12 protein-coding genes are annotated in these 16,975 nt (G+C 50.4%); all 12 read left to right on the plus strand.

What is annotated here, in order from left to right:
* The first annotated feature begins 85 nt into the window (after positions 1 to 85).
* Entirely contained in the window at positions 86 to 1,333 is a 1,248-nt protein-coding gene (locus A0U42_RS05275; RefSeq protein WP_176698849.1) for an aromatic amino acid transport family protein, read from the plus strand.
* Positions 1,334 to 1,521: 188 nt separating this feature from the next.
* On the plus strand, positions 1,522 to 3,024 hold the full coding sequence (thrC, locus tag A0U42_RS05280) for a threonine synthase (protein ID WP_065360149.1): 1,503 nt from the start codon (positions 1,522 to 1,524) through the stop codon (positions 3,022 to 3,024).
* A gap of 16 nt (positions 3,025 to 3,040) precedes the next feature.
* Positions 3,041 to 3,940: a DMT family transporter gene (locus A0U42_RS05285; protein WP_083122316.1), complete on the plus strand. Its 900-nt coding sequence runs from the start codon at positions 3,041 to 3,043 to the stop codon at positions 3,938 to 3,940.
* Positions 3,940 to 4,677 (plus strand): TVP38/TMEM64 family protein, encoded by a 738-nt coding sequence (locus tag A0U42_RS05290; protein WP_044503888.1) that lies wholly within the window; start codon positions 3,940 to 3,942, stop codon positions 4,675 to 4,677. The genes A0U42_RS05285 and A0U42_RS05290 overlap by 1 nt, the downstream gene beginning before the upstream one ends.
* Positions 4,678 to 5,023: 346 nt before the next feature.
* On the plus strand, positions 5,024 to 6,523 hold the full coding sequence (locus A0U42_RS05295) for an Eco57I restriction-modification methylase domain-containing protein (RefSeq protein ID WP_065360150.1): 1,500 nt from the start codon (positions 5,024 to 5,026) through the stop codon (positions 6,521 to 6,523).
* Positions 6,513 to 7,436, plus strand: coding sequence for a BsuBI/PstI family type II restriction endonuclease (locus A0U42_RS05300; protein WP_255304110.1), 924 nt, complete (start codon positions 6,513 to 6,515; stop codon positions 7,434 to 7,436). The genes A0U42_RS05295 and A0U42_RS05300 overlap by 11 nt, the downstream gene beginning before the upstream one ends.
* A gap of 218 nt (positions 7,437 to 7,654) precedes the next feature.
* Positions 7,655 to 8,926, plus strand: a complete 1,272-nt coding sequence (locus A0U42_RS05305) for a manganese-dependent inorganic pyrophosphatase (protein WP_065360151.1) — start codon at positions 7,655 to 7,657, stop codon at positions 8,924 to 8,926.
* 69 nt (positions 8,927 to 8,995) lie between these two features.
* Entirely contained in the window at positions 8,996 to 11,197 is a 2,202-nt protein-coding gene (gene pcrA, locus A0U42_RS05310; RefSeq protein ID WP_065360152.1) for a DNA helicase PcrA, read from the plus strand.
* A 32-nt stretch (positions 11,198 to 11,229) separates the two neighbouring features.
* Positions 11,230 to 13,221: an NAD-dependent DNA ligase LigA gene (ligA, locus tag A0U42_RS05315; RefSeq protein ID WP_065360153.1), complete on the plus strand. Its 1,992-nt coding sequence runs from the start codon at positions 11,230 to 11,232 to the stop codon at positions 13,219 to 13,221.
* Between the two features lie 401 nt (positions 13,222 to 13,622).
* The gene (gene wbaP / locus A0U42_RS05320) at positions 13,623 to 15,068 is read left to right on the plus strand and encodes an undecaprenyl-phosphate galactose phosphotransferase WbaP (protein WP_065360154.1); all 1,446 of its coding nucleotides are present in this window, start codon (positions 13,623 to 13,625) and stop codon (positions 15,066 to 15,068) included.
* 99 nt (positions 15,069 to 15,167) lie between these two features.
* Positions 15,168 to 16,346, plus strand: coding sequence for an ImmA/IrrE family metallo-endopeptidase (locus A0U42_RS05325; protein ID WP_065360155.1), 1,179 nt, complete (start codon positions 15,168 to 15,170; stop codon positions 16,344 to 16,346).
* Positions 16,343 to 16,867: a DUF4411 family protein gene (locus A0U42_RS05330; RefSeq protein WP_065360156.1), complete on the plus strand. Its 525-nt coding sequence runs from the start codon at positions 16,343 to 16,345 to the stop codon at positions 16,865 to 16,867. The genes A0U42_RS05325 and A0U42_RS05330 overlap by 4 nt, the downstream gene beginning before the upstream one ends.
* Positions 16,868 to 16,975 lie beyond the last annotated feature (108 nt).

Consider the following 16,975-nt stretch of genomic DNA (forward strand, 5'->3'; position numbering starts at 1 on the left):
TTTTTTAGTCTTCCTTATGATATAATGAGCAGGACATGCTGACATCAGGTAACATATTTTCCCATAGAAGAGAGGTTTTTTCGTGATGGAATATGTGAACGAGTTGGACACTATATCGGCGGGAGCTGCAAAAGACGCGGCTCTCAAGGTACATCGTCTCACTTTCATGGAGGCTACGATGATGGTCGTCGGGTCTACCATTGGTTCCGGTGTTTTAGGTTTAGCTTTTGCCAGTCGCAATGCCGGCTGGCCGGTCCTGCTTACGTGGCTTGTCGTAGCAGGCTTTTTTTCTGTCATTTCCATGCTCTACGTAGCCGAAGCGACGCTGCGGACGGCCCGGCCTTTACAGTTATCGGGCCTTGCCGAAAAATACGTCGGCAAGGTCGGTTCCTGGCTGATGTTCTTTTCCGTCGGGGCTACGTCTTTTTGCAGCCTCATCGCTTATACCAGCGGCTGCGGAAAGATTTTGAGCGAGTTTTTCGGCATTTCCGTGGAGCTTGCCAGCGTCCTCTTTGCCGTCGGGGCGACGACGGTCGTCTGGATGGGCCTTAAAGCGACGGGCGTTGCAGAAAAATATTTGAGTTCAGGTATGACGGCCATGCTTATCATTCTCGTCGGCGCGTCATTTTTATCGGCCCGCGTACCTGTTGCAGATATTTTCTATACCCACTGGCTCTACGCCGTGCCGGTCTTTAACATCGCCGTCTTCTGCTACGCCGTTCAGTACATCGTGCCGGAAATCTCCCGCGGTTTTACTCATGATCCGGGAAAACTCGTGCCGTCGATCATGGCCGGCGCCGGCATTTCTTTCTTCATCCTGGCCTTGGTGCCCCTGGCCGTCTTCCTCATGCTGCCCGTCGGCGACATTACGGAAGTCGCGTCCTTGTCGTGGGGGCAGGCCCTGGGGTCGCCCGTCTTTTTCGTCATCGTCAATCTCTTTGCTTTCTGCGCCATGCTGACCTCCTTTTGGGCCATTGCCGAAAGCTTTTTGACCAACATGATCGACCGCTTGGGCTTTAAATCGGAAACGGACGTCCGCACGCGGGCACTCTGCCTTGCCGTCATCGTCATTCCGCCGGTTCTCTTGGCTTACAGCGGCCTCGTCGGCTTCGTCAATGCCATCTTCAGTGCCGGGACCTTCGGCGGCATCATCATGTCGATCCTGCCGGTCTTCATGCTGCGCCGGGCCCGCAAACACGGTGACAAGCTGCCTTGCTGGAAATGCGGCTGGATCGCCCATCCCGTCGTGCAGGCCCTGGTCGTCGTCCTCTTTGCCGGCGCCGGTGTCTACGCCATCCTGAGCATCTTCGGCTGGCTGCCCGCTGCCTGGTAAGACGCAACGATTTCTATATAACAGATAAGTACCGCTTCACTGCCAGACCCATCGTTACCGTGGGAGGCAGGGGAGCGGTCTTTTATTTTGACGGCCCGAGCCTGTCGAGAGGTAGCCTTTTGCCGTTTTTTCAGCTATAATAAAGAGATACCTAAGCTGTTTCAGATTTGCCAAAGGGGGATTTATATATGAATTTTAGAAGTACGCGCTCTGATGAATGTGTTTCTCCATCCTACGCCTTGCTCCACGGCCTGGCTGCCGACGGCGGTCTCTATGTGCCTGAAGCCTTTCCCGAGGATGTCCTTTCTTATAAAGAACTGAGCGGCAAGTCCTATCAGGAGATTGCCGACGTCGTCTTGTCTTATTTCTTCACCAACTTTACGGCCGATGAACGAAAGGCTATGATCGCCTCGGCTTACAATGAAGAAACTTTCCGCGATGACCGCATCGTGCCCCTCCATTCCATCGATACCGACCTGTCCGTGGCTGAACTGTTCCACGGCCGGACCCTGGCCTTTAAGGACCTGGCCCTGTCCCTCTTCCCGTACCTTCTGACGGCTTCCAAGAAGCAGGAACAGGAAAAACGGGAGATCCTCATTTTGACGGCGACCAGTGGTGACACGGGGAAAGCTGCCCTTGAAGGCTTCAAAGACGTTCCCGGCACCAACATCATGGTCTTTTACCCCAGCGAAGGCGTCAGCCCCATGCAGCAGCAGCAGATGCAGAAGCAGGAAGGGGACAACGTCCGCGTATCGGCCATCCACGGTAACTTCGATGATGCCCAGAGCTTCTTAAAACGCGTCTTCACCAACCCCGACGTCAATGCTTATGCCAACGATAAGGGCGTCCTCTTCTCCAGTGCCAATTCAATCAACATCGGCCGCCTCTTCCCGCAGATCGTCTATTACGTCTCGACGTACATCACCCTCGTCGACGACGGCGCCATCAGCGAAGGGGAAACCTTCGACGTCATCGTCCCGACGGGGAACTTCGGCAACATCCTGGCCGGGTATTTCGCCAAGAAAATGGGTATTCCCATCGGCAAATTGATCTGCGCCTCCAATAAGAATAAGGTCCTGGCCGACTTCTTTGAAACGGGCGTCTACGACATGAACCGCGACTTCTACACGACGGACAGCCCGTCCATGGACATCCTCTTGTCGAGCAACTTCGAACGCTTCCTGTTCTACGCAGCCGGCCAAGATGCCAAAAAGGTTGCCCAATGGGAAAAAGATCTCCTGGAAACGGGAAAAATGAGCGTCTCGAAAGAAGAACTGGAAGCCCTCCGTCAGGACTTTGAAGGCGGCTGGATCGGAGATGAAGAAACGGAAGCCGTCATCAACCATGTCTACAACGACTTCGGCTACCTCCTCGACCCCCATACGGCCGTTGCCTACGGCGTCGGCATGAACCGTCACCGCCTGGGCCTCGACGAAGGCCGTCACACCGTCGTCATGGCCACAGCTCATCCCTATAAATTCCCGCCGGTCATCAGTGCCGCCCTGGCACTTCGGGAAAGCGCCGATCCCTTCGATACCCTCGTCGATATCAGCAGCGTCACCGGCATTGCCCTGCCGAAACCTTTGGCCGACCTCAAGCATAAACCGGTACGCTTCCAAGATTCCATCGATAAGGAAGCCATGAAACAGGCCGTCTTATCCTTCGTCGACGATATTTCGTCCAAGGCCTAGAAAGAAGGGCAGACTGTTGAATAAAGGTGTTGTCTTCGCCATTATGTCGGCGTTGGCCTTCAGTATCCAAAATATCATCGTAAAAGTCCTATCCTATACGGTCAGCACTGGGCAAATCGCGTTCTTTCGCGGTTGGCTCAGTGCCCTTATGATATTGGGGCTCATGCGCCTTCAAGACGTGCACATGTCAAATCGGGACATCCCGACACTGACCCTTAGGGGTCTCCTCGGCGGCATCGGCATGATCTGCAGCTTCTATGCCCTCCGGGGCATGCCCCTGGCTGACGTGTCCATCATTTCCCAGCTGTCGGCTTTCTTCGTCATGCTCTTTGCGGCCATGTTCCTCAAGGAAGTATTGCCGCCGGGCTCGAAATGGCCGCTGGTCGTCATTTTCGTCGGCGCCTGCCTCGTCGTTCGGCCTTGGAATTTCGATTCCTTCAATGTCTATTCCTTGTTCGCCTTAGGTCAGGCCATCTTTGCCGCCGGCGCCTATACGACAGTCAGCAAGTTGACCGGGGCCGGCGGTCACCATCCCTATGAAGTGGTCATGTACTTTCTCATCAGCGCCGCCTTATCGGGCATCATCATCATGGCCCTGACCGGGGACTTTGTCATTCCGACGGGAACGGACTGGCTGTTTTATCTGGCCCTGGGCATCATGAGCGTCCTGGCCCAGATCTGGATGACCAACGCCTATGCCACGGCCAACCCCGTCGTCGTCAGCTTCGTCACCTATATCGGCGTCTTCTTTAACGCCTTGTGGGGCTTTGTCCTCTTCGACGAAGCCCTGGCCGCCATGACCGTTGCCGGCGGTGCCCTCATCATCGGCGGATCCATGTACCTGACGAAATTGAAGCACGATAAGATCGCCGAAATGGCCAAGACACGAATCCGAGAAAAGAAAGGGGAAACATAATGCTTCCCGACAGAATCCATGAGACCCATCTTAAAATCGCCCTGTTCCTGATCCTACTGATCCTCTTTGGTGCCATTCAGGTCTTCATCCCTGACTTTTACACGACCGTCTGGGACCTTTCCATGAGCGGCAACCTCCACGGGACCATCGACTACCTGCGCTCCTTCAGGGGCTGGGCCGTCGTCATCAGCATGATCATCAACATCGTCATCAACGTCGTCGGCTTCCTGCCGTCCATCTTCATCTCGACGGCAAACGGCGTCGTCTTTGGCGTCGTCGGCGGGACCGTTGTCTCTTGGATTGCCGAAACGATCGGCGTCGTCATCAGCTTCTTTTTCATGCGGGCCCTCTTTCGCAATAAGGCCCAGAAAATCATCGAGACCAGCAAGATGCTGAGCAAGATCGACCACTACACGACGTGGCAGGCCATGGCCGTCGCCCGGGCCGTCCCGTACTCGCCAAACGGCCTCATCACCGCCCTCGGCGCCGTGAGCCACATCAGCTACCGCGACTACATCATCGGCTGTCTCATCGGGAAATTACCGTCCGTTGCGATTGAAGTCCTCGTCGGTCACGACCTGGTCATGATGGAAGGTCATTCCCAGCGCTTGGCCGTCGTCCTCTTTGCCATGGCCATCGTCTATGGCGGCTTATGGTACTGGAAACGGCGTCAAGACGCCAAAAAAGTCCTCCATAAGATTGAAGAAGATCTCGAAAAAAAGGCTGACCGGCCATAAACTGAATCATACGCACCCACTGTACTGATGAAATCGGGCGGTGGGTGATTTTTATGTGACGCTGCAGTTTATTAAAATAGACTGAAAGACGGCTTCACTCGATTAAAAAATACACAGTTTCTAAATCCCTGATTCTATGGCACGTTATACTAGATAGAAGGAATTCATGGCAAGAGGTCCTCGTCTTGGCGGATTTATTCTGCCGGGAGATTTTCGTGACGCAAGAGACGTCCGGAGAAGGCCCTTATCCGGGTTGCATCGTTTGATTGAATTGAGAAGTCAGGGGTTTTATGGCATAATATTAAAATAAGTTATTCTGATCCTACTGTTGAGGAGTGCGTGTTTTATGCTTGATTTTATCATCGATCAGACGATGGAATTTCTTGAAACGATGCCTAAGCTTACGAGAAAGAAAAAAGGCCAGTTTTTTACTTCAAAAGAAACGGCCGTCTTCATGGCGTCTCTCTTTGATTTCTCGAATATTCCCGATACCATTGAAATACTGGATCCGGGGGCAGGAACAGGGATTCTTTCAGCTGCGTTATTGGACCGTATTATAAATGAGCGACCTGTAAAGGCGGTGAACCTGACGTGCTATGAAAATGATTCGGCTGTTTTACCTATCCTAAAAAAGAACTTAATGTATATAAAGGAACACAGCGACATTTTATGTAACGTTACGATCGTGGAGGACGACTATATTGTCCCTCAAGGATGTGATTTTGAGGACACGTTGCTGGCTGAACGACAGCCTAAAAAATATGATGTTATTATAGGAAATCCGCCCTATCTAAGAGTGCCGAGAAATCACCCGGCTGCCCTTGCCATGCCTTCCGTCGTTCATGGGGCTCCGAACCTCTATTTTCTTTTTGCGGCTATGTCCTTATTTAATTTGCAGGAAAAGGGCGAGATGGTCTATATTATCCCGCGCAGCTGGACTTCAGGGGAATACTTTCGGCGTTTTCGGACGTATCTCTTGAAATATGGGAAAATTGTGCACATACATCTATTCGTAAGTCGCGACAAGGTATTTAAACAAGAGCAAGTCCTCCAAGAAACACTCATCATAAAAGTCCAAAAGACGGCAAAAACGCCGGATACGGTGAAAATTACATCGACAGAATCAAACAGTGACTTTAAGTCGATTACCGGCATTACCGTTCCTTATGGTACGGTCGTTGCCGGGGAGCGGCTGTATGTTTATCTTCCGACATCCGAAGAAGATGTAGCTGTCATTCAAACCATCCATCGTTATGAGCGAACCATGCCGGATGAAGGGCTTCAAATGCATACGGGAATCGTCGTAGATTTTCGCCAGAGAGAGGACTTAAAGGAAAGCCCCGGAGAGCACACGGTTCCCTTGTTTTACAGTCAAAATATAAAGGAGGGCCGGGTCGATCACCATCCGTCGGGGAATGCCTGTGATTGGATCAGTGACGCCAAGCCGGGCCTTATCCAAAAGAATCAGAATTATGTATTTTGTAAGCGTTTTACCGCGAAAGAGGAATATAGACGACTTCAATGTGGAGTATATCTTGCCAATGATTTTCCCGATTACCGGTTCATCAGTACGCAAAATAAGATAAACTATGTCAGCCGAATCGATAAAAGCGAGATGAGCACCTGTCTGACTTTTGGGTTGTATGCGCTCCTTAATTCGACGTTATTCGATAAGTATTATAGAATTTTAAACGGGAGTACGCAGGTTAACAGTACGGAGATAAACAGTATCCCCGTTCCGCCGATTGCGATGATTGAGGCGATGGGTAGGGCGTTGATGGCGGGTGAAAACTTGTCGACCGAAACCTGTGATAAAATCATAAAGGGAGTGGCTTATGGTGAGTAAATTAGAGGAAGCGAGAGATTTTTTGAAAGCCTTCGGGATGCCTGAGCGCCAGCAAACGGATGTAGCCGGGTACACCTTATTGACACTTGCCAATATTAAGGAAGGCTCGGCATGGAGTGAAGCGGCCAATGAATGGATTCGCATTCATGATGTCCTTCAGTTTACCCGTGAAAACTATCAAAAGACTTATGCGGAGAATACTCGTGAAACAATCAGAAAAAATTGTATGCATCCCTTTCGGGAAGGGGCCTTGATTGAGGATAACGGCTTGGCAACGAACAGCCCTAATTATCGATATCGATTGACCACAGAAGCTCTCTCCCTTTTAAGAAACTTCAGGCAGCCGACATGGCAGCAGGCTCTTGATGATTATCGAAGTTGTCATCAGACTTTGATTGAAAAATATGCAAGTAAAAAGCGAATGGAAATGATGCCGGTCCATATCGATGATACAGAGATTTTCTTAAGCCCGGGAAAGCATAACGCCTTGCAGCGGGACATTATTGAACAATTTGCACCGCGGTTTGCTCCCGGCTGTACCTGTCTGTATATGGGGGATACGACGAAAAAGGATCTCATCAAAGACTCGGCAACCCTTGAACAACTGGGATTTGACATTACACTGCATGATAAAATGCCGGATGTTGTCTTATATAGGCAGGACAAACATTGGATTTATTTTATTGAAGCTGTGACAAGTGTAGGGGCCATGACACCTCAGCGCGTCCTTGATATTCAGGCCATGACCCGAAACGTAGACGCCGGGAAAATCTTTATAACGGCCTTCCCGGATCAGGATACATATAAGCAATTTAGTGTCGACTTAGCTTGGGAAACAGAAGTTTGGATTTCAGCCTATCCGGATCATATGATACATTTAGATGGAGCCAAATTTTTGGGACCTTATGTCTGAGCTCGAACCTCCCGGGGAAATCATGAACTGAATATTCAGAATTCCGGAATTGCGTCGGAACGAAACGTCGTCCTGAAAAGAGGGGAGTCGCCCAAAAAAGCGGCTCCCTTAAAATTTCTGTAAATCCGAAAGTCTCTCAATAGACCATTTCTTCGATTCATGATATACTATTACAGATACAATTATATAAACGTTCAATTTTCAATGAGGTGATTATTGTGGCAAAACAGATTTTTGTTACGGGCCATAAAAACCCGGATACGGACTCGATTTGTTCGTCCATTGCATATGCAAAATTAAAACAGTTACAAGGGATTAACGCTGCGCCCATTCGCGCCGGCGAACCGAATAAAGAAACGGCTTTCGCACTCAACTATTTCAACGTAACGCCCCAGCCGTTGGTAAAAGACTTCTACGTCAAAGTCGGTGAAGCCGTCTACACGGACGTCGAAGGCCTTCCCATCAACGCCAGCCTGAAAGACGCAGCCAAATGGTTTTCCGTCCATGAAAGCGACGTCGTTCCTGTCGTCGACAACGGCCAGTTCATCGGTGTCATCGAAAAGGCACAGCTCGCCGATCAGTTCATCAAAACCGTCATGGGCGAAGAACTGAGCACGGTCAAAGGCCTCGTTCACGATCCGGAACTGTTCTTCAGCCCGACCGACCACGGCCATGACGTTCCGGCAGAAGGCCGCTACGCTGTCGTCGATGGCGGCAAATACGTCGGCATGGTCTGCGCCGATTCCTTAGCCAACGTTGAAAAACAGCAGGTCATCCTCGTCGACCATAACGAAAAGAAACAGATCATCGACGGCATTGACGAAGCATCTATCGTCGGCGTCATCGACCATCACCGCATCGGCGGGACTCTTTCCACAGACGGCCCGATTTCCATCCTCTTCAAGACCGTCGGCTGCACGGCAACGATCGTAACCGGCCTCTATGAACAGGCCGGCATCGCCATCCCCAAAGACGTAGCCGGACTCCTTCTCTCGGCCGTCATTTCCGACACGGTTCTCTTCCGTTCGCCGACCTGCACGCCCGAAGACCGGGCAGCTGCTGAAAAACTGGCCAACATCGCCGGTGTGGACATCGAAAAATACGGCATGGAAATGCTCAAAGCCGGTGCCAACGTATCGGACCTCACGCCGGACCAGATCGTTCATAACGACATGAAAGAATTCGTCGGCGGCGACGCAACCTTTACGGTCGCTCAGGTACAGGTCATGGACACGACGGACCTCCTCAACCAGAAACAGGTCCTCTTGAATGCCCTCGAAAAACTTCGCGCCGAACACAATTACGTCGCATCCTTCCTGATGATCACCAGCATCATCGACGAATCGACGAACCTCATCTTCGCCGGCAACATGGATGAAGCCGTAAGCGCTGCCTTCGGCAAAGACGTCCTCGACAAAGAAGTCTACCTGCCCAAGGTCATGAGCCGTAAGAAACAGGTCATTCCGCCGATCCTGTCTGCAATGAAATAAGAGATGATTTTATGAGAGGCCCAAACCATCTGGTGAGGGCCTTTTATCTGTAAGCTATAAGGAGTTTGTATGAATCCTATTTTCGACACCTTGAACGACCGCCAGTGTGAGGCCGTAAACCATACAAAGGGCCCGCTTCTCATTACAGCCGGCGCCGGATCGGGGAAGACCAAGGTTTTGACCTGCCGCATTGCCCACCTCTTAGAGCTCGGCGTCTCGCCCTACCGTATCTTGGCCATTACCTTTACCAACAAGGCCGCCAAGGAAATGAAAGAGCGCGTCCAGAACCTCGTCGGGGCCCAGGCCGATTCCATCTGGCTCAGCACCTTCCATTCCTTCTGTGCGAAACTGCTGCGCTTTGAAATCGACGGCTTTCACGGCTACACCCGGAATTTCACCATTTACGACTCGTCGGACCAACTGGTGCTCATCAAGGACTGCCTGAAAAAATTGAACCTCGACGATAAACAGTTCACGCCGCGGTCGGTCCTGGGGACGATTTCGGCGGCTAAGAACGTCCTCATGGATGCCAAAACCTTTGCCGGACAGGCCGAAGACTTTTACCAGCAGAAAGTCTCCGAAGCCTATGCGCTCTATCAGGCAAAGCTCAAGGAAAACAACGCCCTCGACTTCGACGACCTCCTGTTCTTGGCCGTCCGCCTCCTGGAAGAAAAAGACGACGTCCGGGAAAAGTATCAGGAACGGTTCCAATACGTCCTGGTCGACGAATATCAGGATACGAACCACGCCCAGTACGCCCTTACGAAGATCCTGGCCGCCCAGTGGCGCAACATCTGCGTCGTCGGCGATGCCGACCAGAGTATCTACGCTTGGCGCGGGGCCGACATCCGCAACATCATCGATTTTACCCGGGACTATCCCGACGCAGCGTCGATCAAGCTCGAACAGAACTACCGCTCGACGAAGACAATCCTGAACGCCGCCAACGCCGTCATCGACAACAACGAAAGCCGGCCGCGAAAGACCTTGTGGACGGAAAATCCGTCGGGCAACAAGGTCATCCATTACCAGGCCCAGACCGAACACGACGAAGCCGACTACATCGCCGGCGCCATCTACAACCGCCACGAAATCAGCCACGAACCTTACGGCGACATGGCCATCCTCATCCGGACCAACGCCCAGTCCCGTGTCCTCGAAGAAAAATTGATGCGCTACGCCATTCCCTATACCATGGTTGGCGGCACCAAGTTCTACGACCGCAAGGAAATCAAGGACGTCTTGGCTTACCTGCGGCTCTTGTATAATCCCGAAGACAGCCTGAGCCTGACCCGTATCATCAACGTCCCTAAGCGCAACATCGGGGCTACGACGATGGAACACGTGGCAGCCTACGCGGAAGGGGAGGGAATCTCCCTCTTTGAAGCCCTGTCGTCGCCCGACGCCATCCCCGTCACCAAACGGGCCCAGACGTCCCTTGAAAACTTTGCCGCCATGATCTTTGATCTCCTCAATGAGATCGACGGCCTCGACGTCTTGAGCCTCATCGAAAAGGTCATTAAAGACACGGGCTATGGCGAAATGCTCGATAAAGAAGCCGAACACGATCCCCAAGGCGTAAGCCGCAAGGAAAACGTAGGCGAATTTCTGTCCGTCGCTAAAGACTACATGGACAGCAACCCCGACGGCAACTTGCAGGACTTCCTCGAAAACGTAGCCCTGGTCAGTGACGTCGACGACTTTGAAAGCAGCGAATCGAAGGTCACCCTCATGACCCTTCACGCAGCCAAGGGCCTTGAATTTCCCGTCGTCTTCCTGGCCGGTCTCGACGAAGGTCTGTTCCCGCACAGTAGGACCCTGATGGATCCCGAACAGATCGAAGAAGAACGGCGCCTGGCCTACGTCGGCATCACCCGTGCCGAACGGCAGCTCTACGTCACCAACGCCGTGACGAGGACCATGTACGGCCGCATTTCCGCCTACATGCCCAGCCGCTTCCTCGGGGAAATCCCGCCGGAACTCGTCGAAGAATACAAGCGTAAGAGCGCCATGCCCCAGAGCCGGATGACCTCCGTTCCCGGCCAGCAGCGGGTGTCCATCCTGTCGAAGCCCGTAGCCACGAGCCTTCCCAAGAAGCACGCCGTCACCGATTCTTTTGCCAAGGGCGATAAAGTGCGCCACAAGATTTGGGGCATCGGCACCGTCCTCGACGTCATCGGCGACGGGCCGAACATGCAGATGAAAATTCAATTTCCGACGAAAGGCGTCCGCCAAGTCGTCGTTAAATTCGCACCGTTAGAAAAAGTATAGCCATTTCGATACGCGTAAAGGAAGGGAATCTTATGGAACAAGAAAAAGCGCGGCTCCTGGCCCTGCGACAAAAAATCGATGAACTGAGCTACCAGTATTACACCCTCGACAAGCCGACCATGAGTGACTACGAATACGACATGCTCTACCGGGAGCTGGAAAACATCGAAAAAGCTCATCCCGAATGGGTGACGCCCGATTCGCCGACCCAGCGCGTCGGCTCTAAGATTTCCGGCGGCTTTGAAAAGTATACCCACGACCGGCCCATGCTGAGCCTGGGCGATGTCTTTAACGACAATGAACTTCGGGAATTCGACCGCCGTGTCCGCAGCGACCTCGGCGGGGAAGCCTTAGAATACGTCGTCGAGCTCAAGATCGACGGTCTTGCCGTCAACCTCATCTATGAAAACGGTCAGTTCGTCCGCGGCGTCACCCGCGGCGACGGCGTCGTCGGTGAAGACATCACCAACAACGTCCGCACCATCCGCACCATACCCCTTCGCATCGACAGCACATCGCCCCACATCGAGATCCGCGGCGAAGTCTATATGCCCGTCGCGTCCTTTTCGGCCCTCAACGAACAGCGGCGAAACGACGAACTCGAACCCTTTGCCAATCCTCGTAACGCCGCCGCCGGCTCTTTGCGCCAGCTCGATCCCCAGATCACGGCCCAGCGCAAACTGGCCTTCTTTGCCTACGCCTTAGGGGGCAACACGGGCATTACCATCGAAAGCCAGGAAGAACTCTTGCAGGACCTGCGCCAATTCCACTTCCAGGTCAATGGGGAATACCGGAAATTCACCGACATCGAAGACGTCATCGCCTTCATCCACAGCTGGGACGACCGCCGAGACAGCCTGCCTTACGCAACCGACGGCATGGTCGTCAAAGTCAACTCCTTTGCCCAGCAGGCGCGGCTTGGCAATACGGTCAAGATTCCCCGCTGGGCCATTGCCTATAAATTCCCGCCGGAGCAGGCCGAAACGAAGGTCCTCTCTATCTCGGTCAGCCTCGGCCGGACGGGCGTCCTGACGCCGGCAGCCGACCTCAAGCCGGTAAGACTTGCCGGGACGACGGTCAAGCGGGCTACCCTTCACAACGAAGACTACATCCGCGACAAAGACATCCGCGTCGGCGATACGGTCATCATCCAGAAAGCCGGCGAAATCATCCCCGAAGTCGTCCGCTCCCTGCCGGATAAACGGACGGGTTCAGAAGTCGTCTTTTCCATGCCCCATGTTTGCCCGGCCTGCGGCAGTGACGTCGTCCGCCGCGATGGGGAAGCGGCCTGGCGCTGCGTCAACCCCGACTGCCCGGCCGTCATCGGCGAAAAGATCGCCCACTTCGTCTCCCGTGACGCCATGAACATCGACGGCCTTGGCGATGCCATCGTTCAGCAACTCCTTTCAAAAGAGCTCATCCACGACGTCGGCGACATCTATGCCCTCAATAAAGAAGAACTCGTAGCCCTCGAAGGCTTCGGTGAAAAATCGGCAGACAACCTCTTAAAAGCCATCGAAGCCAGTAAGAGCGTCGGCCTGGCCCGCGTCTTATTTGCCCTCGGCATCCGCTTCGTCGGAGCCAAAGCAGGACGAGTCCTTGCCGAATCCTTCGGAAGCGTCGAAGCCCTGGTGGCAGCCAGTGCCGATGACCTGACCGCTATCGACGACATCGGCCCGCGCATTGCCGACAGCATCGTCTCCTACTTCAGTGAAGACAAAAATAAGGCCCTCATCGAAAAACTCCAAGGCTACGGCGTCGACATGACCGCCGAAAAGAAAGAACTCATCAGCACTAGCTTCGACGGTGAAATCGTCGTCCTCACGGGGAAACTCCAGCTCTTCACCCGGAAAGAAGCCGAACAAGCCGTAGAAGAGAGAGGCGGTAAATGCACCTCGTCGGTAACCAAAAAAACAACCCTCGTCGTCGTTGGAGCCGAACCGGGGAGCAAATACGAAAAAGCTAGGCAGCTGGGAACACCCATCATCAGCGAAGCCGAATTTAAAGAATGGCTGGAACGATAGAATCGTAACCATAGCGGAACTCGTGTCATAGATACTCAGCATTTCGCATACATGAATTATCCGCGTAACCCTAAAATGGATGCCGCACTGCATAAGGCAGAGGCATCCATTTTTTTATATATTGTAGGTAACACTAACCTTTTGAAATGTCCACTGACAAAAGTCATGTCATGATATAAAAAACAGGATAGAAGCCAATTTTTGGACAGCATGAACTGAACTTTATCATTTTTTTACATTCCAAAAAGGCATTGGCGGAAACGGTCGGTTTTTTTTTACCTTAAAGAATGGTATAATAAATTATTGTAAAGTCTGTAACGGAGAAGAATCTCCGTTTTTTCGTGCGTATATAATACATTAATAATGACAGAGCTCATGCTTTGCCGTGAGGAGGAACTGTTTTGAAGTGTTCGCCGCAGTCGTGTTCGATTTCGATTAAAAATAAGTACAGTAACGAGGTGTTGCCCATAGTCTTGGCCGTTGCCGATTACATCGCTATTTGGCTGGCAGAATACGCATCGTTCGGAATTCGGGAATGCTTCATTCCGGACACTCCATTTCGTTTATCGTGGCTCAGCATTCACGTCATCGTACCAGCGGTATACCTGCTTTTTTTGAAGCTGCACCACCTCTATACGCGACGCATGCAGTTTTGGCAGATCATTTCCAATATCTTTAAAGCGACCTTCTATTCGATTGCTTTATTGATTTTCTTCATCTATATCGCTCAGACAGCAGCCGTGACATCGCGGTTATTCGTGGGCTTATTGGCTATCACGTCCTTCCTTTTCTTGGTTATTGAACGCTACGTCGTCAAACGCATCTTGATCCGCATGAAGATGCTCCAACTTCCGGTTCTCATCATGGGTGCCGGCAAGACGGCAGCGCTCATGTTGGAATACTTTAAGAACGATACCGGTGTCGGTTACGAATTTATCGGTTACCTCGAAGACAATACACCGGATCCGAGAGTCGCGGCCCTGATTCCTCATCTGGGAACCTTCCGCGATGCCGAGCATGTCATTCAAGTGACCGGTGTCCAGCACGTCATGGTTATTGCACCGGGCCTGAAGAATAAAGATATTCAGGACATCGTCTACCGCGTCCAACCGTTGGTCAAAAAAGTGGCCTTCATCCCCGATATGGGTAGCCTTCCTTTGGCTACCCTCGAGACAGACCAACTCATCGACGGTCGCATCATTTCACTCAGTTTCCGAAATAACTTGGCCCTGTGGTACAACCGGGCTATTAAGCGGACTTTTGATTTGCTTTGCACTATAATCGGCATTATTTGCCTGTCGCCGTTTTTCCTGGCCGTAGCCTTGTGGATTCGCCTCGATTCGCCGGGACCGATTATCTTCAAACATCGCCGTATCGGCCGAGACGGCAAAGAATTTAACTGCTATAAGTTCCGCAGCATGTGTGTCGATGCCGACGTCAAGCTGAAAGAACTCCTCGAACGAGATCCGGAAGCCCGGAAAGAATGGGAGACAGAATTCAAACTGAAAAACGACCCGCGCATCACCAAGAGCGGGGCCTTCTTGCGTAAGACCAGCCTTGACGAACTGCCGCAGCTGTTCAACGTCCTGACAGGGGACATGAGCCTCGTCGGACCGCGGCCCATTATACGAGATGAAATCAAGAAATACGGCGCCTTTATCAAAGACTTCTATATGGTCCGCCCAGGCGTCACCGGCATGTGGCAGACCAGCGGTCGCAGCGATACGACCTATGACGAACGAGTCCAGATGGATACGTGGTACGTAAGAAACTGGAACGTCTGGTTCGATATCGTCCTTATTTGGAGAACCATTGCCGTCGTATTGAAACATAAGGGAGCCTATTAAGACGCTTCAAAAAATGTAAGTTGAGATTGTTGATAATATATCGATTTACGAGGAATATAATACATATAGCTAATTTTTGAGGAAAGGAGGCGGAGAATTATGGCTACACTTTATGTTAAGATATCTCCAGTTATTTTAGACTGGCTTATTAAAAAGGCAGAAGCGACTAGTAACGATTCTGAGATTAAAATGTTGGATAATTGGCGGAAAGGCGATAAAAAGCCGACCTTTAATCAAATTGAAAAATTAAGTAAGAAATTACAAGTTCCATTGGGATATTTCTTTTTGGAACAGCCTCCTGTTGAAGAATACCCATTAACAGAATTTCGGACAATCAATAGCGAAGGGCCTGAGACGGGGTTAAGTGCTAATTTAGCTGATACGATTGATATAATTCTCGATATGCAGGACTGGATGCGTGATTATGTGAAGGATATGGGACAAAGTAAAAAAGCTTATGTTGCTTCATGTCGGGAGGATATGCCTATTTCTGTTGTGGCAGCGAAGGTTCGGAAAGATTTAGAACTGGCGGAAGATTGGATGCTAATGCAGAAAACAGGGCAGGATTCTTTTCGCTTTTTAAGGCAGAAATGCCGAGACGTTGGCATTTTGATTATGATGAATGGTGTTGTTGGTGCTAATACGCATCGCCCACTTGACATAAATGAGTTTCGTGCCTTTACTCTTGTGGATGAATATGTCCCTTTAATATTTATTAATGCAAAAGATTCCATTGCCGGCCGTCTTTTTTCCTTACTTCATGAGATTGTGCATATTTGGATTGGTGTGAATAGCCTTTTCAATGAACAAGATGGTAGACTAGATAATCAGATTAATCACAAAGAACAATTCTGCAATGCTGTAGCATCTGAACTATTAGTTCCGTTAAGCTTATTTAAAACCGAATGGGGCAAAAATTTAGACGATGATACGATAAAAAAAGTGAATACACTTTCAAAAAAATTCACTTGCAGCCCTGTTGTTATTGCTAGAAGAGCTTTAGATGCACAGTATATACCGGAGTCCATTTATCATAAGGTTGTAGCTATTTCTATAAAGATGTACAACAAGCGCCAATCAAAAGAGGACGCTGGAGGAGATTATTATCGTACTATGGCTAGTCGATTGGATCCACAATTTGTGTATGCCGTTGCAGCTAGTGCAAAATCTGGACGAACACAATATACCGATATTTATAGATTGACACATACAAATCGTACTACTTTTAAACAGCTTTATCAGAAAATGTTTGCTCGGGAAGGTGGGGTGAATTCATGAGTGAGAAATTTTTACTAGATACCAATACCTTTATAACTCCTTATGAATCATTCTACGATCCTGATTTAGTACCTTCTTTTTGGAAAGCTTTTGAATGTGTGTTGGTGTCGCATAAACAAGTCGCAGTGTTAGATTTAGTAGCTGATGAGATTTTAAAGGGCGATGATAGTTTAAGGCAGTGGTTCGATGAATTAGTTACGAATCAAAAAATAACCATTATTTCACGCAAAGATGATCAAATTATTAAATCATATGGCCATGTTATGAATTTTTTGCAAGATAGCCCTTTGTACACTCAAAAAGCACTTAAGAATTGGGCTAATTCAAGTGTAGCAGACCCTTGGCTCATTGCAGCAGCTCAGGTCTATGGATATACTATTATTACCTTTGAAACACCCTTGGGCAATATTGATGAAAAGTCTCCGACAAGTAAACCTAAAATACCCAATGTAGGAAGTCATTTTGGTGTTCCATGTCAAAACCTGTATTACTTTATGAAAAAGATGAAAATTAAAATATAGATGATATTAGTTTTAATAAGGATGAATTGATGGCGTATAAGGAAAGTAATCTATTTTCTGGATTGGATAAAGTCGTTGAACCGCCTTATTATACTGGAAAAATTTGAT

Source organism: Megasphaera sp. DISK 18 (assembly GCF_001682955.1).
Lineage (GTDB): Bacteria > Bacillota > Negativicutes > Veillonellales > Megasphaeraceae > Megasphaera > Megasphaera massiliensis.